Below are 18,912 nucleotides of genomic sequence, written 5' to 3'. Positions count from 1 at the left end.
TCCGTCAGCGCGGCGCGCCACCTCCCGCGCCCGCCGGCGCGGCCGACGCCCGCGCGCTACGGGCCGGCCGGACGAACCAGGCCAGGACGACGCTCGCCACGAAAACCACGAGAAGGTATGTACCGAGTGTAGCCATGCCGATACTCACGATTCCGGCAATCGCCGCGAGGGCCAGCAGCACCGAACGTCCCTCCCAGCCCAGCGTGGCCGGGTGCAACGGGGGCGCCGCCTGCCGCTTCTCCAGCCGGGCGGTCAGGTCGTAGTGGTGCACGGTGAGCACGAAGACGTAGCCGAAGATCAGCCACCCCGGCGCGCCGCCGACCACCCCGACCGCGATCGCGAACAGGTACTCGGCGGCCCGCAACGCGGCGGGCACCAGCCAGTCCAGCGGACCGTTGTGCGCGGCCCCGGCGCCCAGGCCACCGACCAGCAGCACCAGCAACGCCACCGGCACCGCCCAGCGCAGCCCGTCGGGCACGTCGCCCAGCAACGCCGCGACCAGCAACGCCGCCGAACCCAGCGCGGCGATCACCGCCAGGGTGAGCGGCCCCATCGGGCGGACCACCGGCAGCCGGCGGGCCAGCGGGCCGTCGTCGCGGTGCAGCGTGGCATCGACCGTGTCCAGCACCGGCACCCACATCCAGCGGGCCCGCAGCGTACGCAGCGCCCCGGTGTACGCGAACGCCAGCACACCCCACACCAGTACCGCGATCAGACTGACCAGCGGATTGAACAGCGCCACGGTCAGCGCGATCAGCGCCCACCGCTCGCCGATCGGAAAGACCACGGTCCGCTTCAGCCAGTACGACAGCGAGCCGGTGTCCGCCTGCACCCGGGTCGACGCGGCGTTCAACCGGTCACCGATGCCGCCACTGGCACCCGTCGCCGCCCGGGGCCGACGCGCCGCCTCGTCGTGCAGCACGCCGTACCAGGTGTCGGTCATGTGCCGGACGGTCTGCAACGTCATCGCGGCGATCGCCAGCGCCCAGCCGTTGCCCAGCCCGGCGTGGCTCACCCCGAAACCCAGCCCGGCGTAGACCAGGTACTCCTTGGCGCGGTCGGCCATCGTGTCCAGCCAGCCACCCCAGGCGCTGAAGTGCCGGGTGTAGCGGGCCAACTGGCCGTCCACGCAGTCCAGCACGAACCCGAGGTAGAGCAGCACCGCGCCGCTGACCAGCGCGGGCCGCCCGCCGACCCCGAACAGCACCGCGGCGGCCAGCGCGAAGAGCACCGAGATCACCGTCACCCCGGTCGGGGTGAGCCGGAGCCGGGCCGCCACCCGCACCACGTACGGCGACCAGGTGCTGACGAAGTAGGTCGAGAAGAAGTCGTCCTTCTCCTTCACCGCCAGCCGCAACTCGGCCCGGTCCTCGTCGACCGCGGTCACCGCCGCCTCGGCGGCGACCAGCCCAGCCGCGTCGTCGACCCGGTGTGCGACGAGCAGACGTACCCGCTGGGCGAAGATCAGGGTGCCGAGCGCGGCGAGACCCGCGACGAGCCGGTCCACGGCGGACCCGGGGCCGCCGGCCGGGACCGGCGCGAGACGCCCGGCCGGCCCGGCGCCCTCGGTGGGCCGGAACGCGGAAACCTCCCCGGGCGGACCGAGGGGGGTGGCGACCGGCAGCACGCCGATCGCGGCGGCCCGGGCGGCGGCGGCCAGGGTCGGCAGGTCAGCCACGCCGACCCGCAGCGCGCCGCCGAACACGCCGGTGGCCTCGCCGTCCAGGGCGTCCACCGCGCCGGCGTCGACCACCTGGCCACGTTCCTCGCGCACGGCGGTCCGCCCTGGCACCGCCGGGTCGGTGAGCACCAGTGCCACCGTCGGCCCCACCGGGCTGGTGGCCAGGTGTCTCAGCACGGCGGTGTGCGCGACCAGGTCGGTGCCGGTGATCAGCAGCGGGCCGGTGGCGTGGTCGGCCAGGGCGGCCAGTTCGTCCAACCCGGCGGCGAAGCGCACCTCGTCCGCCCCGGCCTGCCGCAGCTGGGCGGCGAGCCGGTCGGCCAGCGGCTCGCCGGTCGCGGTGGTCAGGCCCGCCGCGGACGTCCCGGCGGCGAGCACGATCGCGAGCGTCACCGCGGGACCGCGGCGTGGTACGCGTCGAGCGCCTCGGCGATGGTGCCGTCGAGCATCAACCGGCCCGCGTCGAGGTACAACCCCCGACGGCAGAACCGGGTCAGGTCCTTTTCGTTGTGTGACACCAGCACCAGCGTGCGCCCCTCCCCGAGCAGACGATCAATCGTCGCGTAACACTTCTTGCGGAACTCCGCGTCACCGACCGCGGTCACCTCGTCCATCAGCAGGATCGGGTGCGGCAGATGCGAGATGATCGCGAAGCCGAGCCGCACCTTCATCCCCGACGAGTAGTGCCGCACCGACGTGTCGATGGCCCGTTCCACCTGCTCACCGGCGAACTCGACGATCTCGTCGAAGTGCCGCTTCAGATAGCCCGTCGACAGCCCGTGCAGCCCACCGACCAGGTGCAGGTTCTCCCGCCCGGTCAGGTCGTTGGAGAAACCGGCGGAGAGCTCCAGCAGTGGCGCCACCGCGCCGTGCACCCGGATGCTGCCCTCGTCCGGAATGAGCACCCCGGCGATCAACCGCAGCAGGGTGCTCTTGCCGGTGCCGTTGCGGCCGATCACCCCGACCGTCTCGCCCGGCTCGACGGTGAACGACACGTCGCGCAGCGGCCAGAACTGGCCGGGCAGGGCACCCCGACCGCCCCGGTGGATGAACAACTCCCGCAGCCGCAGTTGCCGGCGGCGGTTGCGGACGAACCGGATGCCCAGGCCGTCGGCCTCGATGATCGGCGCGGCCATGTCAGAGTTCCTTGAGCACGGCGGGTTCCAACCGGCGGAACGACCACCAGCCGGCGGCCAGCACCAGCAGGCTGCCGACGACCGTGGTGGTGAGCAGCCGAGCGTCCGGGAACTCATCCGGGTACCAGATCGCGTGGTGCAGCTGGAAGATCCCGACCAGCGGGTTCAGCTCGTACGCCACCTTCAGCCAGCCCGGCAGGCCGGATTCCCGCACCAGACTCAGCGGGTAGATGATCGGAGTGGCGTAGAAGAGCACCCGGATGATCAGCCGCATGAACCGCTCCACGTCACGCATCAGCACGTTCCACGCGGACAGCAGCAGGGCCAGCCCGATCAGCAGGACGGCTTGGACGGCCACCGCGAGCGGCAGGGAGAGCAGCGACCAGCCGGGATGGATCCGGCCGTGCGCCCCGTAGATCACCGCGATGGCCATCAGGATCGGCAGACCGGCCACGTACTCGGCGAACCGGCCGGTGACCCGGCCGATCGGGAAGACCTGGCGCGGCACGTTCATCGTGGTGATCAGCCGGGACTGACCGGTCAGCGCGTTGGTGGCCTCGCTCAGCGCCGAACTGGTCCACATCCAGGCGAAGATCCCCGTGATCAGGAACAGCGGATACGATCCGGCCGCCTCACCGAGGTGCCGCCCGGTGTCCCGCGAGTAGAGCACGCCGAAGACGAACCAGTAGATGGCGCCCATGCCGAGCGGCTCGATCAACGACCAGAGATAGCCCAGCACCGACTGCTGGTACTTGACCGCCAGGTCCCGTCTGACCAGGATGCGCAGCGAGTTGCGGTGCGACCACAACACCGCGACGCCAGAGGTCACCGCTGCCTCCCGCCTCCTGAAACGGACGACAGGTTAGCAGTCGGTGAACGAATGCCCCGAGTCGGCCAGATCAGCACTCGATCACGTTGACGGCCAGGCCGCCCCGCGCCGTCTCCTTGTACTTGACCTTCATGTCGGCGCCCGTCTCCCGCATCGTCTTGATGACCTTGTCCAGCGACACCGCGTGCACACCGTCGCCGCGCAGCGCCAGCCGGGCGGCCGTGATCGCCTTGATGCTAGCCACCGCGTTCCGCTCGATGCAGGGGATCTGCACCAGGCCACCCACCGGGTCGCAGGTGAGCCCGAGGTTGTGCTCCATCCCGATCTCGGCGGCGTTCTCCACCTGCTGCGGGGTGCCGCCGAGCGCCTCGGCGAGGCCCGCCGCGGCCATCGAGCAGGCCGAGCCCACCTCGCCCTGGCAGCCGACCTCGGCGCCGGAGATCGAGGCGTTCTCCTTGAACAGCACGCCGATCGCGCCGGCCGCCAGCAGGAACCGCACCACGCCGTCGTCGGAGGCACCCGGCACGAACCGGGTGTAGTAGTGCAGCACCGCCGGGATGATCCCCGCCGCGCCGTTGGTCGGCGCGGTGACCACGCGGCCGCCGGCGGCGTTCTCCTCGTTCACCGCCAGGGCGAACAGCGTCACCCAGTCCATCGCGCGCAGCGGATCGGTGGTCGCGGTGTCCGCCTCCAGGCTGCGCCGCAGCTCCGCCGCGCGCCGCCGGACCTTCAACCCACCAGGGAGTACGCCGTCCCGCTCGCAGCCACGCTCCACGCACTCCCGCATCACCCGCCAGATCTCCAGCAGGTCGGCCCGGATCTCCGCCTCGCTGCGCCAGGACCGCTCGTTGGCCAGCATCACCTCGCTGATCGAGAGACCGGTGGCGGTGGTCACCTCCAGCAGCTGCGCCCCGGTCAGGAAGGGGTACCGCACCCGGGTGCTGTCCGGCTTGATCCGGTCCGCGCCGGCCGCCGCCTCGTCCACCACGAAGCCGCCGCCGACCGAGTAGTAGGTGCGGCTGCGCACCTCGGCGCCGGTCCCGTCGTACGCCACGAAGGTCATCCCGTTCGGGTGGTACGGCAGCGACCGGCGGCGGTGCAGCGTCAGGTCCCGGTCCGGGTCGAAGTCGATCTCGTGCGCGTCCAGCAGGCTGATCCGCCGCTCCGCCCGGATCCGCTCGACCCGGGGGCCGACGGTGTCCGTGTCGACCGTCTCCGGTGCCTCGCCGGCCAGCCCGAGCAGCACCGCCCGGTCGCTGCCGTGGCCGTGCCCGGTGGCGCCCAGCGAGCCGAACAGTTCGGCCTGCACCCGTGCGGTGTCGGTGAGCAGCCCGTCGGCCTTGAGCCCGGCCACGAAGGTGCGGGCGGCCCGCATCGGCCCCACCGTGTGGGAGCTGGACGGCCCGATGCCGACGCTGAAGAGGTCGAAAACACTGATCATGGCTGCGCTGCGCTTCCTCGCCGTCGTCCCGTGGTGCGGGATCCGGCCCGGTCGTGGCCACCGGTCCGGCGGCCCCGCTCGTGGCCGCCCGGTCGGGTGGCCGCCGGCCACCCGGGGTGTGGGTGCCCAACCAGCGAGCCTACCCGCCCAGTTCACGGCCCACCCGGCCACCGCGACGTGATCGCCGGACCGCCACTCACCCGCCGTCCCACCGCCACCTCCCCGCCGCGTCCCGGCGACGTCCCGCCGCAAGATCGCGCACAATCCAGGATGTAGTGGCTTCCGCTCATGCCCGAGGGCACTACATCCAGGATCGAGCACGATCTCCCTCGGGGAGTGCGCGTCGCGGAACGTCGGCCCGGCGCGGAATCCCCGCGTGGCGCCGACGCCAGCGCGGGCCTCGGATCGGGCGGGACGGGTGCGGCATCGGAGGCGTCGCAGCTGAGCCGCACGGGTAAGTACCTACGGGTCCACGGGTTGCCGATCCTCCTCGGGACCGAGGGTGAACTGGCCGTCCCTTTCTACCGTGGATTGCAGACGCGGCGTACCGCCGCAGAGTGGGAGTACGACGATGAGTCGCAAACTGGTTCGGCCCCGCCAGGGGCGCATGATCGCCGGTGTCTGCGCCGGCCTCGGTCAGCGGTTCGGCATGTCCGCCGGGATGGTCCGGCTGCTGTTCCTGCTGTCGCTGCTGCTGCCCGGCACCCAGGTGATCGTGTACCTGATCCTCTGGATCCTCATGCCGAACGAGGACCGCTACCTCGCCTCCACCCGGCACTGACCCTCACCCGCATCCCACCCCGACCGAAACCGCCCCCGCCCCCGGCCCGCCCCGGGCTGAGGCAGCAACTTCTGGGAAGTTGCTGCCTCACGACGGCCGGAAACACCAACATCCCTGAAGTTGCGTGGATCTTGCGCCGGGACGGAGCGCGAGGCACGGCGCGGCGCGGGGCGCGGAGAGTTCGATGACGGAAGCGCCCGCCCTGACGGTCGTCGGGGCGGGCGCTTCGACGTGCGAGGTCCAGCAGTCAGGGAGCGGTGTAGGTGACCGTGACCTGCTGGTAGCCGAGGGAGCGGAGCAGCCCCTCCAGCATCTTGCGGGTGTTCTCCTCGGCTCGGGCGGAGAGCCCGCTGTCCCGGGCGGCGGCGGTGATCCGTTCCTCGGCGAGCTGGTAGACCTGCTGCTGCCGGTTGGGGTCGTTGCCGACCAGGTCGCCGAGCCGGTTGATCAGACCGCGCTGCTCGGCGAACACGTAGCTCTTTTCCAGGTCGAGGTTGGTCTCGCCGAGCTGCGGCGCGGGCAGCTTGATCTCGACCGAGGTGCCGTCGGCGGACTCGACGACAGCGCCCTCCCCGATCTTGCCGAAGTCGACGTACGCCTCGACGCTGCCCGCCCCAACGAACAGGGTGCGCTCGTTGAGCAGGAAGTCCGGTACGTTGCGCCGGTCGTTCTGGGTGTCGACCACGACCTGGAAGTTGCCCTCGGCGGCCACGTATCGGCTGAGGTCCTGGATCGACTTCAGCAGCGGCGGCTGGCTGCGGTCGGTCTGCTCCTTGGCGAACGGGTTGCGGAACTCCGGCAGGAGCCCGGTCGCCTGCACGCCGAGCAGCACCACCACGGCCAGCGCGGCGGCCCCGAGAAGCACGAGCAGACCGCGGACCGGACCACCGGCACCGCCGCTCGTCGGCCCACTGGTGCCGCCGGGGCCACCGGAGTCGCCCGTGCCGGCCGGGCCGCCCGGCACGGGTTCCGTCGGGGTGTCCGACCGTTGCCGGAGATCGTCGCCCGTGGGGTATCCGGGGAACTCCCTCGTAGGCTCGTTGATGCCAGCGTCGCGGGCCATCACGCTCACCGTCCTCGTCAGACACGTCGTCTGCCATTGACGGTACGGCCCCCGTACGACACCCGCGCGTCGAGCGACCGGAAAGCGTAAACGGGCAGGTCAGGCGAAGGCCGAGACCCCGGTGAGCCGCTGTCCGATGACGAGCTGGTGGATCTCCGAGGTGCCCTCGTACGTCAGCACGCTCTCCAGGTTGTTCGCGTGCCGCATCACCGGGTATTCGCCGGAGACGCCGTTGGCGCCGAGGATGGTGCGGCACTGCCGGGCGATGGCCAGGGCCTCCCGCACGTTGTTCAGCTTGCCCACGCTGACCTGCTCGGGCCGCAGCCGGCCGGCGTCGGCGAGCCGGCCCAGGTGCAGCGCGAGCAGTTGCCCCTTCACCAGCTCGACGGCCATGTCGGCGAGCTTCGCCTGGGTGAGCTGGAAACCGGCCAGCGGACGACCGAACTGGGTACGGGTGGTGGCGTACGCCAAGGCCGTCTCCAGGCAGTCCCGGGCGGCGCCGACCGAGCCCCAGACGATGCCGTACCGGGCTTCGGTGAGGCAGCTCAGTGGGGCCTTGAGCCCGACCGCCTCGGGCAGTTGGGCGTCCGCCGGGAGCCGGACGTCGTCCAGCACGATCTCGCCGGTAACCGACGCGCGCAGCGACATCTTGCGGCGGATCTCGCGGGCCGTGACACCGGGCGTGTCCATGGGTACGGCGAAACCCCGGACGCCCTCGTCGGTGCGCGCCCAGATCACCGCGACGTCGGCGATCGGCGCGTTGGTGATCCACATCTTGCCGCCGGTGAGCACCCAGTCGTCGCCGTCGCGGCGGGCCCGGGTGGCCATCGACGCCGGGTCCGAGCCGTGGTCCGGCTCGGTCAGGCCGAAGCAGCCGATCGCCTCGCCGGTCGCCATCGACGGCAGCCAGCGCTGCTTCTGCTCCTCGCTGCCGTAGCGCCAGATGGCGTACATGGCCAGGGAGCCCTGCACGGAGACCAGGGAACGGACGCCGGAGTCGCCGGCCTCCAGCTCCTGGCAGGCCAGCCCGTACGCGACCGCGGAGGCGCCGGCGCAGCCGTACCCGGTCAGGTGCATGCCGAGCAGTCCGAGCTTGCCGAACTCCCGGGCCAGCTCGCGGGCCGGCACCCGGCCCTCCTCGTACCAGTCGGCGACGTGCGGGCGCACCCGATCGTCGATGAGCTGACGTACGACGTCGCGGATCTGCCGCTCCTCCTCGGTGAGCGACGGGTCCAGGTCGAGCAGGTCCAGTGGAGCGGTCATGGACGCCACCTTAACGAAGACTCAGGCCGATGGGCGCGGACGCGTCATTCGATCGGCTCGGAGAGCACCAGCACCCGGGCGTGGATCTGGTTGCGCTGCTGCAGGGCGGCGCGCAGGGCCCGGTGCAGGCCGTCCTCCAGGTAGAGCCCGCCATTCCACTGCACCACGTGGGGGAAGAGGTCCCCGTAGAAGGTGGAATCCTCGGCGAGGAGCTTGTCGAGCGCCAGCTCACGCTTGGTGGTGATCAACTGGTCCAGGCGCAGCGGTCGCGGCGGGATCTCCGCCCACTGCTTGAGCGTCAGGTTGTGCTCCGGATAGGGACGCCCGTCCCGGACCGCTCTGAAGATCACGACGGCACGCTCCCCTCCCCGTGGCCGAGCCGACCGGCGGCGCCGAGCCGGGTCGCGGCAGGCACCGCGCGGCGCGGTACCGATGACGCGTGCCAGCCTAGCCGCCCAGCGCACACCACGTTCTGCTCCCTGATGTCAGTTTCGCTACCGCTCGTCCGATCCCCAACCGGACGAACGGGACGCCGCACTCAACTCCACCGGCCGCGCCGCACCACCTCGTCCAGCGGACGGCGACCTCGGCGCAGCGACGGTGACCTATGGTCGGGTGCGCGGTAACCGATTGTGATGGCTCCGACGGGTCGATGGTCCGTCGGCACGCCGAACGCGTCCCGGTAAGCGGCCAGCCGCTGCGGCGGGATGCCGAAGAAACACGCGCCCAACCCCTCGTCCACCGCGGTGAGCAACATCAGCAGCGCGGCGAACCCGGTGTCCACGTACCAGTAGGGCACCGGCCAGCGGTCGGTGGACACGTCCGTCCAGCCCTTGTCCGGCTCCGCGTACCGCTGGAGGTAGGCCGACTCGTTGGCGTGCGGCACCACGATCAGCGGCGCCCGGCGCATCCCGGCCAGCCACCGCTCCCGCCCACCACCGTCCGGCGTGGTGGCCGCCCAGAACCGCTCCCGGTCGGCCGCCTCCTCCAGCACCAGGAAACCCCAGCCCTGCGCGAACCCGGCCGACGGGGCGCGCACCGCGTGGTCGAGCAGCCGGTCCACCACGTCGGGCGGGACCGGGCGGTCCGGGTCGTAGTTGCGCACCATGCGCCGACGCCGGACGACCTCGGCGAACTCCATCCCGTTCTCCCCCGCCGGCCCGGCTCAAGCCCCGGGGCGGATGCCCCAGGCGCCCCGCCAGGTCGCGCCGGGCTTGAGCGTGAGCACATCCTTGCCCGAGCGGAACGCGTCCGGAGGGCAGGTCATCGGCTCGATCGCCACCGAACGACGATGCCGTTCGCCCGTGAGCGCGTCCCCGGTGAACACCTGCCACCAGCCGAACTCCTGGTCCGCCCAGATGCTCACCCCGGACGAGCCGTCCGGCGCGGCCAGGCTCACCGACGAGCCGCCGTCGGCGTCGGCGATCACCTGACCGAAGCAGAGGTCCAGCTGGGCACGGCCGATCCGGCGGGGGCTGGTCCAGTCGTACTCGGTACCCGCCACCGGGGTCGCGCCGACCGGCAGCAGCCGCCCGTCCACCAGCAGCCGGGTACGCGTCGGCAGCCGCATGACCAGGTCGTCCACCGCGACGCCCGGCAGTTGCAGGTACGGGTGCACGGAGAAGCCGAACGGCGCCAGCGCAGCGCCGGTGTTGGTCACCTCGTGCTCGGCGCGCAGCCCGCCCCGGCCGACGCTCCACCGGCTGCGCAGCCGCAGCGGCCACGGGTAACCGGGCTGCGGCGGCAGGTCGTAGCCGACCGTCACCGCGTCCGCCGACTGCTCCAGCAGCCGCCACGGCACCCAGTTGACCAGCCCGTGGATCGCCACGTGCCGCTCCGGCTCGGTCAGCGGGAGCTGGTGCGTCCGGTCTCCGAAGGAGTAGCGGCCGTCGCGGATCCGGTTCGGCCAGGGCGCCAGCACCTGCCCGGCGCAGCCGGGGCAGACCTCGTCGGCCTGGTACCCGTCGACCAGGTCGACCCCGTCGTGCTGGTACGTCCGCAGCCCGCCGCCCACCTCCACGATGACGGCCTCGTGGCCGGCGGTGGAGATGGTCCACTGGGCGCCGGAGAAGGGGCGCTGGTCGGGGCTGTCCATGCCGGCGACCCTAACCGGTCACGTCCGGTCCCCGCTCGACGCCGCCGCCCGGTAGCGCAGCAGCGCCGGGAAGGCGGCCGCCAGCGCCACCACGAGCACCGCCGAGGCGAGCCCGCCGGCCACCCAGGCCACCCCGACGCCGAACCCGGCGGCCATCGTGCCGGCCCGCAGGTCGCCCAGGCGCGGACCGCCGGCCACCACGACCGTGTTCACCCCCTGCAACCGGCCGCGCATCCGATCCGGCGCGTAGATCAACAGCATCGACTGGCGCAGCACCGAGCTGACCAGGTCGGCGGCACCGGCCACGGCCAGCAGGGCGATCATCAGCCAGAGCTGACGGGCCAGGCCGGCCGCCGCGATCGCCACCCCCCAGCCGACCACCGCCAGCACCAGCCCGAGCCCCTGCCGGCGAAGCCGGCCGATCCAGCCGGAGGTGAGCCCGCCGATCATCGAGCCGATCGCGATGGCGCTGTAGAGCCAGCCGACCGCGGCGGGATTGCCGAACCGCTCGGTGGCGATCTCCGGGAAGAGCGCCCGGGGCATGGCCAGGATCATCGCGATCAGGTCCACCCCGAACGAGAGCAGCAGCACCGGCGTGGTGGCCAGGTACCGGAACCCGTCGATGACGCTGCTCAGGCCGGCCCGACGCGGACCGTTCTCGGCCGCCGGGTCCGGTTCGGGCGGCATCGCCGGCAACCGCCACGTCGCCCAGAACGAGGCGCCGAACAGCACCGCGTCCACCGCGTACGCGATCGGCAGTCCCACATCGGTCCGCCAGATGGCGAAGATCAGCCCGGCGGCGAGTGGTCCGAAGACCGAGGTGGCGGTGAAGGTGGTGAAGTTCAACGTGCTCGCGGCCGGCACCAGCTCGTCCGGGACCAGCCGGGGCAGGATCGCGCTCCGGGTCGGTGAGGTGATCGCGAAGGCGGTCGACTGCAACGCCACGAGCAGCAGCAGGAGCAGCGGGCTACCCAGCCCGAGCAGGGCGTGCGCCAGCAGCGCCACCGTCGAGGCCCAGAGCAGCACGCCGCCGCCGAGCAGCACCCGACGCCGGTCCCGGGCGTCGGCGACCGCACCGCCCCACAGGCCGAACACCAGCAGCGGCAGGAAACCCGCCACGCCGAGCAGGCCGACCCAGAACGATCCCTTGGTCAGCCCGAACATCTCCACCGGCACGGCCACCGCGGTGAACTGGAAGCCGAACATCGCCACGCTGTTGCCGAACCACACCCTCCGGTACGCCGGCACGCGAAGCGGACGCAGATCGATCGCCCAGCGGCGCGCTCCGCGCGGCCGGGCCTCCTGCACACCGGTCACGGTGCCAACCGCTCGACGGTCCAGCCGCCCTCGTCGAGCAGGCGGAAGCGCAGCCGGTCGTGCAACCGACCGGCCCGGCCCTGCCAGAACTCCACCGTGTCGGGTCGGACCCGCAGCCCACCCCAGTGCGGCGGGGTCGGGATCACCGGCTCGCCGTCGAACCGCTCGGCAGCCGCCCGGTAGCTCTCCTCCAAAGCCGCCCGGTCCGGCACCACCTGCGACTGCGGGCTGGCCCAGGCGCCCAGTTGGGAGCCGCGCGGGCGGCTGGCGAAGTACGCCTCGGCCACCGAACGGTCGACCGGGGCGACGCGCCCGGTGGCCACCACCTGACGCTGCATCGGGAACCACGGGAAGACCAGGCTGGCGTACGGATTGGCGGACGCCTCGACACCCTTGCGCGAGAGGTGGTTGGTGAAGAAGACGAAGCCGTCCGGGTCGTACCCCTTGAGCAGCACCGTCCGCCCGCTCGGCCGGCCGGCGGCGTCGGCGGTGCCCACCACCATCGCGTTGGGTTCGGGTAGCCCGAAGGCCACCGCGTCGGCGAACCAGCGGTCGAACTGCGTGTGCCAGTCGGCGGCCAGGTCAGCCTCGGTCAGGCCCAGGTCCGCGGCGTACTCGTTACGCATCGCGGCCGGGGCGGGTGTGTCGCCCGTCACGTTCCCACTCCTTCTCGGCGGCCCCGCCGGCGCCCTCCCGCGCTGGCCAGACCGCAGCGCCCAGTCTTGCCGAGCGGCGCGGAGAATGCGCGTCCGGGGATGTCGTGTGCAGCACAGTCGCAGCGGGTCGCGTATCCGGTTACTCAGCAGGCAAGATGTTCCGAACACATCCCTGAGGGTCGCCTGAGGCGCTCGGCCGACCGGGCCGGATGAGCTCACCGGGCGCACCGACCAGATCCAGGAGAGCGACATGGCCGATTTCAAACCCGGGCTGGAGGGCGTCGTCGCCTTCGAGACCGAGATCGCTGAACCTGACCGTGAGGGTGGCGCGCTGCGCTATCGCGGGGTCGACATCGAGGATCTGATCGGCCAGGTCTCGTTCGGCAACGTGTGGGCGCTGCTGGTCGACGGCCGGTTCGGGCCGGGCCTGCCGCCGGCGGAGCCGTTCCCGGTGCCGGTGCACTCCGGCGACATCCGGGTGGACGTGCAGTCCGCGGTCGCCATGCTGGCCCCGTACTGGGGTCTGAGCCAACTGCTGGACATCTCCGACGAGCAGGCCCGCGAGGACCTCGCCCGGGTCTCGGTGACCGCGCTCTCCTTCGTCGCACAGTCCGCCCGGGGCCTCGGCCTGCCGGCGGTGCCGCAGAAGGAGATCGACAAGGCGCAGACCATCGTCGAGCGGTTCATGAAGCGCTGGCGGGGCGAGCCCGACCCGCGGCACGTCAAGGCCGTCGACGCCTACTTCATCTCGGCTGCCGAGCACGGCCTGAACGCCTCCACCTTCACCGCCCGCATCGTCGCCTCCACCGGGGCCGACGCGGCGGCCTGCATCTCCTCCGGCATCGGCGCCCTCTCCGGCCCGCTGCACGGCGGCGCCCCGTCCCGGGTGCTCAGCATGCTGGAGGCGGTGGAGCGCAGCGGGGACGCCGAGGGCTACGTCAAGGGCGTGCTGGACCGCGGCGAGCGGCTGATGGGCTTCGGCCACCGGGTCTACCGCGCGGAGGACCCCCGCGCCCGAGTGCTCCGGCGTACCGCCAAGGAGCTGGGCGCGCCGCGCTTCGAGATCGCCGAGTCGCTGGAGAAGGCGGCGCTGGCCGAGCTGCAGGCCCGCCGCCCGGACCGGGTACTGGCGACCAACGTCGAGTTCTGGTCGGCCGTGGTGCTGGACTTCGCCGAGGTGCCGGCGCACATGTTCACCTCGATGTTCACCTGCGCCCGGATGGGCGGCTGGAGCGCGCACATCCTGGAGCAGAAGCGCCTGCAGCGGCTCGTCCGCCCGTCCGCCCGCTACGTCGGCCCGGAAAGCCGCAAGCCCAGCGACGTCGAAGGCTGGGGCGCCATCCCCCACGGCGTCTGAGCGGTAAGGAAGGGCCCCTTCTTAACGCCTCGTGTATAGGAGGGGCCCCTTCCTAACAACGCGCCCGGCAGGCGGCGCCGGGTGTGGCGAAGGACTCAGGCCGGCCCTCGGGACCGCGACACCCACCGCCCGGCCAGGGTGCGAGGATGGGGGCCGGCAGTGTCGCCGGATCGCCGGTACGGATCCCGGCCCGCCGTGCGCCCCGCGTACGCGCCCGCCGCCGGTCCGCACCGGGCCCCGCCCCCGCCCATGCGGAAGGACCTTCAAGACCGTGGCTGACGCACCGCTCATCCGGATTCCCGACGAGATCAAGCCCGCCGACGGACGCTTCGGCTGCGGCCCGTCCAAGGTCCGTCCGGCGGCCGTGTCCGCCCTCGCCGAGGTGGCCACCAGCTACCTGGGCACCTCGCACCGGCAGAAGACGGTCCGCGACCAGGTGGCCCGGCTGCGCTCCGGTATCGCCGAGTTCTTCTCGCTGCCCGAGGGCTACGAGGTGGTGATCGGCAACGGCGGCACCACCGCGTTCTGGGAGGTCGCCACCTTCGGCCTGATCCGGGACCGGGCGCAGTTCGCCAGCTTCGGCGAGTTCGGCGCCAAGTTCGCCAAGTCGGTCAAGGACGCCCCGTTCCTGGGCGATCCGACCATCCGCAAGGCCGACGCGGGCAGCGCGCCGACGCTGGTCGCCGAGGCCGGCGTGGACGTCTACGCGACCCCGCAGAACGAGACCTCGACCGGCGTGGCCGTGCCGATCAGCCGGGTGGCGGGGGCGGACGAGGGCGCGCTCCTGCTGGTCGACGCCACGTCCGGCGCCGGCGGCCTGGAGGTCAACGTCGGCGAGACCGACGTCTACTACTTCGCGCCGCAGAAGTGCTTTGGTTCCGACGGTGGTCTCTGGCTGGCCCTGATGTCCCCGGCCGCGCTGGACCGGGCCGCCGAGATCAAGGCCTCCGGGCGGTACATCCCGGCCTTTCTCGACCTGGTCACGGCGATCGACAACTCGCGGCTGCAGCAGACCTACAACACCCCGGCGCTGGCCACCATCTTCCTGGCCGCCGAGCAGACCGACTGGATGAACGCGCAGGGCGGGCTGGCCTGGGCCGCGAAGCGCACCGCGGAGAGCGCCGCGACGGTGTACGGCTGGGCGGAACGGTCCACCGTGGCCACCCCGTTCGTCAGCGACCCGGCGCTGCGGTCCAACGTGGTCGCCACCATCGACCTCGTCGACGGGGTGGACGCCACGGCCGTCGCCAAGGCACTGCGCGCCAACGGCATCGTGGACACCGAGCCGTACCGCAAGCTCGGTCGCAACCAACTGCGGGTGGCGCTGTTCCCGGCCATCGAGCCGGCCGACGTCGAGGCGTTGACCGCGTCCATCGACTACGTGGTCGAGCGTCTCTGACGATCGTCACGGTCGGTGTCCATCGGGACCTCGGCGGACACCGACCGTGATCATCGTTGCAGCTCAGTCGCGACATGCGGGGTGTCGCTTCCCCCACCCCGAGACAGATGCGCGTACGGTGGTCCGAGACGCCTGGGTGGCCGACTCGTGGCGTGCGGCCAGCGAAGCGGGACGGAGGCAACGCTATGCGCCCAGTACGCTTCGTCGCCCTCTCCGAGGACGGCCATGCTCTGGTTCTCGCCGACGAGGTCGGGCGGCTGCTCGCCCTGCCGATCGACGAGCGGATCGCCGGCGCCCTGCACGCCGAGCCGGGTGCTCCGCCGCTCGCGGTGGCGCCGACCGCCGCCGACCCGATCCCCTCACTGTCCCCCCGGGACATTCAGGCCCGCATCCGCTCCGGTGAGTCCGCCGAGGACGTCGCCCGGATCGCCGGTGTGCCGGTCGACCGGGTCCTGCGCTATGCCGGCCCGGTGCTCCAGGAGCGGGCGATGCTCGCCCAGCACGCCCGCCGCACCCGGCTCAAGGGTGCGGAGAAGCCCACCCCGCTGGCCGAGGTGGTCAACGGCCGGCTGAGCCAGCACGGCATCGACACCGAGAAGATCTCCTGGGACGCGTACCGCCGCGACGACGGCACCTGGCGGATCATCGCCACCTGGCCCTCCGGCAAGGCCACCGCGCAGGCGATCTGGGATCTCGACAAGACCCGGCAGGCGGTCACCCCGCACGACGACATGGCGCAGTACCTGTGCGCCGAGCGGCCCACGCCGATCCTCGGCCAGGAGCCGGCGCCGGAGCGGGGCGGGCACGCCCTGCCCGGTCCGTCGCGCGGCGAGCCGAGTCGCGGTGGGCACGGGTTGCCGGCAGCCTCCGAGCACCCGCGTCCCGGCCGGGACCCGATCCGAGCCGGGCGGGACGCACTGCTCGCCTCACTGGACCGCCCGCTCGGCGCCTCGTCGGGCCGCGGCCTGGAGCCGCGTACCCCGGCTGCCCTCGCCGGGTCCGACGCGCCCCGGCAGCGGGCGGTCGGTGGCGGCGCAGCGGCACTGCTGGGCGGCGGCCAGGGGTCGGCCTTCGACGACGACTCGGACGCGCCCAAGGAGGTGCCGGCCGTGCCGTCGCTGGCGGTGCTGCGGCCCCGCCGGACGGGCGCCGCGGCGGCTGCCGGCGGCGAGTCCACCGATGCCAACGGCAAGCCGCGCAAGCGGCTGCCGAGCTGGGACGACGTGCTCTTCGGCAGCGGTCCGGCCGCGCGCGAGTCCTCCTGACGCTTCGCGTTGGCGGGTGGCGGTTCGCCACCCGTCAGCGCGAAGCACGCCAAGTGCCCGTGGCAGGGCCGGTTGCGGGCTGAGTCAGAGCGGCCAGGCGGCGAGGCGGTCGTAGCGCGGCCGGGGGCCGAGGTGGCTGCGTACCAGCAGCAACTCGGTCGCCGCCCACGGCGGGCCCTGGTAGTCGTCCAGGGCGGCCCGGTCGGCGTCAACGTCGGCCACGTCCACCAGGTCGCCGGGCCGAGCGACGGTCAGGTGCGGGCGGAACGGCTTGTCGTCGTGCGGCAGCCGGGCGTGCCGCAGCCGGGACCGGATCAGTCGCGCCAGCACGTGCAGCGCCTCGACGTCACCCCGGCAGTCCACCCAGAGCACGGTGAACCGCCCCCCGCCGAACCGGCCGCCGCCGCCGAGGCTCAGCCGGGGCGAGGCGTCCCGGCCGTCCCGGAACCATTCGGCGGCCAGCCCGAGCGCGCTCTCCACCTCGACCAGCCGGGCCGTCTCGACGTCACCGAGGAAGGCCAGGGTGAGGTGCAGGTGGGCCGGGTCGGCGAGCCGTACGTTGGTGCCGGCGGCCGCTGCCGCCCCGACCCTCAGCCGGGCGACCTGCGCGCCGAGATGGGTGACCGCTTCGGCGGGCGGACAGACCGCGACGAAGAGCCGCAACCGTCGACCGCTCAGCGGTGCCGCTGCCGGTGCCCGGCTCGGGCCGCCGGCAGGGTCAGCCCGGCGGCGTGCAGCACGCCTTCCACCCGGACCCGCTCGATCTCCTGGTCGACGCCGCTCAGCTCGGCGAGGTGTTCGGTGATGCCGAGGGCTCGGCACGCCAGTCGGAGCCGGTCGTCGTACGCCTGGACCACCGCGCCGTGCCAGACCATCGGCCGGCCGGTGCCGCCGAGCCGCTGGCCGCCGAGGCGCCGCAGGTCGGCGGCGAGTTGTTCCAGGGGCCGCCGGTCGGTGCGGTCGAACTCGCTGAGGTCGATGTCCCGAGTCAGGGCGTCGGCTTCGATGGCGCGGTCGAGACGGGCGATGGTGCGTCGTTCCCGTCGGCGCTCACGCCACTCCGACCAGCCGCAGACCACCCGATCCAGGATCTCGTCGGCGCAGAAGAGCAGGGCGAACGCCGCCGGAAGGCTGGCCACGGCGAGGAACGCCAGGGCCAGCATCAGCGCGCGTCCGACTCCCACGTATCGACGCTAAGCCCCATCGTGCCGGCCCGCCACCTGATTGGCCGCATCCGCGCCATGCGCTCAACACGACGTGCTCCCGGGCCCGGGTTAGGAAGGGCCCCTTGTTATGCAAAATCCGATAACAAGGGGCCCTTCCTTCACACCTCAGCAGTCGGTGGAGGTGACGTAGAAGCGGGGCATCGGCAGCACCCGGAAGCGCAGCCGGGCGCCGGCGCGGCGCAGCTGCCAGGTGAGCGCGATCAACGCGGTGGCCAGCGAGATCAACCCGCCCATCCAGATGCTGGCGCCAGCGCCGAAGTGCTCGGCGATCCAGCCGATCAGCGGCGCGCCGACCGGGTTGGTGCCCAGGAACACCAGGACCCACAGGGCCATCACCCGCCCCCGGAAGGCCGCGTCCACACCCAGCTGGACCCGCTGGTTGGCGGCCTGGGCGAAGAAGACCATGAAGAAGCCAGTCGGCACCAGCAGCGTCACGACCAGCCAGTAGGTCGACGCGAAGCCGACCAGGGTGCCGAAGCTGGCGCAGGCGATCGCGGCACCGAGCACCAGCCAGACCGACGGTCGGCTGCGCCGGCCGGTGCCGCTGAGCGCGCCACCCAGCGCGCCGACCGCCAGCGCGGTGCTGAACAGGCCGAACGAGGCGGCACCGGTGTGGAAGACCGTCTTGGCCAGCGCGGCCAGGGTGAGCTGGAAGTTGAACAGCGACATGCCGATCACCGACATCACCGCCATCGGCAGCAGCAGGTCCGGGCGGCGCCACACGTACCGCAGCCCGTCGACCACCCGGGCGGACGCCCGCTCGTCCCGCGGCGGCAGGGCGTCGCGGTGCAGTTCGGCCGTCCGCATCCGCACCACGTTGACCAGCGGCGCGATCGAGCTGAGCGCGGTGAAGAGGAAGACCGGCCCCACGTCGAAGGCGGCGATGGCCAGGCCGGCGACGGCCGGGCCGACGATCCGGGCGGAGTTGAACACGGCCGCGTTCAGCGACAGCGCGTTGGGCAGCAGCGACGTGCCGACCAGTTCGGAGACGAACGCCTGCCGGACCGGGGTCTCCACGGCGTTGGCCGTGCCGAGCAGCGCGGCGAAGGCGAAGACGTGCCAGAGCTGCACGAGGTCGGTGAGGACCAGCAGGGACATGCCGAGCGCCAGCACGGTCCAGAAGGCGTTGGCCGCGAAGAGCAGCACCCGCTTGTCGTACCGGTCGGCGAGCCGGCCGGAGAGCAGCGTGAGCAGCAGCACGGGGGTGAACTGCAGCGCGGTGACCACGCCGAGCGCGGTGGCCGAGTTGTCGGAGAGCTCGAGGACGAGCCAGTCCTGGGCGATGAACATCATCCAGACGCCGATCAGCTTGATCAGCTGGCCGGATGCGAATAGCCGGTAGTTGCGAACCTGCAGGGACTGGAACATCGTGCTCAACTTGGCCCGCACTCTTGGTGCGCCTC

Annotated in this window: 18 protein-coding genes; 4 read left to right on the top strand and 14 right to left on the bottom strand. The window is 72.4% G+C overall.

Features of this window, described 5'->3' with window-relative positions; genetic code table 11:
- Nucleotides 1-4: 4 nt before the first annotated feature.
- From ACWD6N_RS04100 to ACWD6N_RS04085, 4 genes are all read right to left on the bottom strand, one after another.
- Nucleotides 5-2,074: a DUF5941 domain-containing protein gene (locus ACWD6N_RS04100; protein ID WP_387322900.1), complete on the bottom strand. Its 2,070-nt coding sequence runs from the start codon at nt 2,072-2,074 to the stop codon at nt 5-7.
- Nucleotides 2,071-2,817: an ABC transporter ATP-binding protein gene (locus tag ACWD6N_RS04095; RefSeq protein ID WP_074316275.1), complete on the bottom strand. Its 747-nt coding sequence runs from the start codon at nt 2,815-2,817 to the stop codon at nt 2,071-2,073. The genes ACWD6N_RS04100 and ACWD6N_RS04095 overlap by 4 nt, the downstream gene beginning before the upstream one ends.
- Nucleotide 2,818: 1 nt before the next feature.
- Nucleotides 2,819-3,646 carry an ABC transporter permease gene (locus ACWD6N_RS04090; protein ID WP_387322897.1) on the bottom strand — a complete coding sequence of 276 codons (828 nt, stop codon included), beginning with the start codon at nt 3,644-3,646 and terminating at the stop codon, nt 2,819-2,821.
- 70 nt (nt 3,647-3,716) lie between these two features.
- Nucleotides 3,717-5,087: an L-serine ammonia-lyase gene (locus ACWD6N_RS04085; RefSeq protein WP_354964425.1), complete on the bottom strand. Its 1,371-nt coding sequence runs from the start codon at nt 5,085-5,087 to the stop codon at nt 3,717-3,719.
- A 571-nt stretch (nt 5,088-5,658) separates the two neighbouring features.
- Here ACWD6N_RS04085 and ACWD6N_RS04080 point away from each other — a divergent pair.
- Nucleotides 5,659-5,868, top strand: coding sequence for a PspC domain-containing protein (locus ACWD6N_RS04080; RefSeq protein ID WP_354964424.1), 210 nt, complete (start codon nt 5,659-5,661; stop codon nt 5,866-5,868).
- 247 nt (nt 5,869-6,115) lie between these two features.
- Here the strand turns inward: ACWD6N_RS04080 and ACWD6N_RS04075 are convergent, their stop codons facing one another.
- From ACWD6N_RS04075 to pdxH, 7 genes are all read right to left on the bottom strand, one after another.
- Nucleotides 6,116-6,931, bottom strand: a complete 816-nt coding sequence (locus ACWD6N_RS04075) for a DUF4230 domain-containing protein (RefSeq protein ID WP_387322894.1) — start codon at nt 6,929-6,931, stop codon at nt 6,116-6,118.
- 99 nt (nt 6,932-7,030) lie between these two features.
- Entirely contained in the window at nt 7,031-8,194 is a 1,164-nt protein-coding gene (locus tag ACWD6N_RS04070) for an acyl-CoA dehydrogenase family protein (protein WP_354964422.1), read from the bottom strand.
- Between the two features lie 44 nt (nt 8,195-8,238).
- The gene (locus ACWD6N_RS04065; RefSeq protein WP_007454850.1) at nt 8,239-8,544 is read right to left on the bottom strand and encodes a type II toxin-antitoxin system VapB family antitoxin; all 306 of its coding nucleotides are present in this window, start codon (nt 8,542-8,544) and stop codon (nt 8,239-8,241) included.
- Nucleotides 8,545-8,732: 188 nt separating this feature from the next.
- Nucleotides 8,733-9,335, bottom strand: coding sequence for a nitroreductase family protein (locus ACWD6N_RS04060; RefSeq protein ID WP_387322891.1), 603 nt, complete (start codon nt 9,333-9,335; stop codon nt 8,733-8,735).
- A 24-nt stretch (nt 9,336-9,359) separates the two neighbouring features.
- Nucleotides 9,360-10,289, bottom strand: a complete 930-nt coding sequence (locus ACWD6N_RS04055; RefSeq protein WP_449935562.1) for an aldose 1-epimerase family protein — start codon at nt 10,287-10,289, stop codon at nt 9,360-9,362.
- Between the two features lie 18 nt (nt 10,290-10,307).
- Nucleotides 10,308-11,606, bottom strand: coding sequence for an MFS transporter (locus ACWD6N_RS04050; protein WP_354964419.1), 1,299 nt, complete (start codon nt 11,604-11,606; stop codon nt 10,308-10,310).
- Complete coding sequence (gene pdxH, locus ACWD6N_RS04045; protein WP_387323566.1) at nt 11,603-12,232, bottom strand: pyridoxamine 5'-phosphate oxidase; 630 nt, start codon at nt 12,230-12,232, stop codon at nt 11,603-11,605. Before pdxH ends, ACWD6N_RS04050 begins: the two co-directional genes overlap by 4 nt.
- A 280-nt stretch (nt 12,233-12,512) precedes the next feature.
- On the opposite strand from pdxH, the gene ACWD6N_RS04040 reads away from it, so the two are divergent.
- The 3 genes from ACWD6N_RS04040 (at nt 12,513) to sepH (ending at nt 16,283) form a co-directional block, all read left to right on the top strand.
- Nucleotides 12,513-13,619 (top strand): citrate synthase 2, encoded by a 1,107-nt coding sequence (locus ACWD6N_RS04040; protein ID WP_387322887.1) that lies wholly within the window; start codon nt 12,513-12,515, stop codon nt 13,617-13,619.
- A 271-nt stretch (nt 13,620-13,890) separates the two neighbouring features.
- Nucleotides 13,891-15,018 (top strand): phosphoserine transaminase, encoded by a 1,128-nt coding sequence (serC, locus tag ACWD6N_RS04035; RefSeq protein WP_387322885.1) that lies wholly within the window; start codon nt 13,891-13,893, stop codon nt 15,016-15,018.
- Between the two features lie 185 nt (nt 15,019-15,203).
- The gene (sepH, locus tag ACWD6N_RS04030; RefSeq protein ID WP_387322883.1) at nt 15,204-16,283 is read left to right on the top strand and encodes a septation protein SepH; all 1,080 of its coding nucleotides are present in this window, start codon (nt 15,204-15,206) and stop codon (nt 16,281-16,283) included.
- Between the two features lie 84 nt (nt 16,284-16,367).
- On the opposite strand, the gene thpR is transcribed toward sepH, so the two are convergent.
- The 3 genes from thpR to ACWD6N_RS04015 form a co-directional block, all read right to left on the bottom strand.
- Nucleotides 16,368-16,946 carry an RNA 2',3'-cyclic phosphodiesterase gene (thpR, locus tag ACWD6N_RS04025; RefSeq protein ID WP_387322881.1) on the bottom strand — a complete coding sequence of 193 codons (579 nt, stop codon included), beginning with the start codon at nt 16,944-16,946 and terminating at the stop codon, nt 16,368-16,370.
- A gap of 11 nt (nt 16,947-16,957) precedes the next feature.
- Nucleotides 16,958-17,467: a hypothetical protein gene (locus ACWD6N_RS04020; protein ID WP_354964414.1), complete on the bottom strand. Its 510-nt coding sequence runs from the start codon at nt 17,465-17,467 to the stop codon at nt 16,958-16,960.
- 147 nt (nt 17,468-17,614) lie between these two features.
- Complete coding sequence (locus ACWD6N_RS04015; RefSeq protein ID WP_450004468.1) at nt 17,615-18,898, bottom strand: MFS transporter; 1,284 nt, start codon at nt 18,896-18,898, stop codon at nt 17,615-17,617.
- Nucleotides 18,899-18,912 lie beyond the last annotated feature (14 nt).

The organism is Micromonospora sp. NPDC005163 (genome assembly GCF_053599835.1).
This window is presented reverse-complemented; position numbering and strand designations above follow the sequence as displayed.

Bases quoted from the DNA above. Each gene is read 5' to 3' on its own strand.
- pdxH (WP_387323566.1), bottom strand. From the start codon at position 12,232: ATGCGTAACGAGTACGCCGCGGACCTGGGCCTGACCGAGGCTGACCTG.
- ACWD6N_RS04085 (WP_354964425.1), bottom strand. From the start codon at position 5,087: ATGATCAGTGTTTTCGACCTCTTCAGCGTCGGCATCGGGCCGTCCAGC.
- ACWD6N_RS04055 (WP_449935562.1), bottom strand. From the start codon at position 10,289: ATGGACAGCCCCGACCAGCGCCCCTTCTCCGGCGCCCAGTGGACCATC.
- ACWD6N_RS04070 (WP_354964422.1), bottom strand. From the start codon at position 8,194: ATGACCGCTCCACTGGACCTGCTCGACCTGGACCCGTCGCTCACCGAG.
- ACWD6N_RS04095 (WP_074316275.1), bottom strand. From the start codon at position 2,817: ATGGCCGCGCCGATCATCGAGGCCGACGGCCTGGGCATCCGGTTCGTC.
- sepH (WP_387322883.1), top strand. From the start codon at position 15,204: ATGCGCCCAGTACGCTTCGTCGCCCTCTCCGAGGACGGCCATGCTCTG.
- ACWD6N_RS04060 (WP_387322891.1), bottom strand. From the start codon at position 9,335: ATGGAGTTCGCCGAGGTCGTCCGGCGTCGGCGCATGGTGCGCAACTAC.
- ACWD6N_RS04075 (WP_387322894.1), bottom strand. From the start codon at position 6,931: ATGGCCCGCGACGCTGGCATCAACGAGCCTACGAGGGAGTTCCCCGGA.
- ACWD6N_RS04040 (WP_387322887.1), top strand. From the start codon at position 12,513: ATGGCCGATTTCAAACCCGGGCTGGAGGGCGTCGTCGCCTTCGAGACC.
- ACWD6N_RS04080 (WP_354964424.1), top strand. From the start codon at position 5,659: ATGAGTCGCAAACTGGTTCGGCCCCGCCAGGGGCGCATGATCGCCGGT.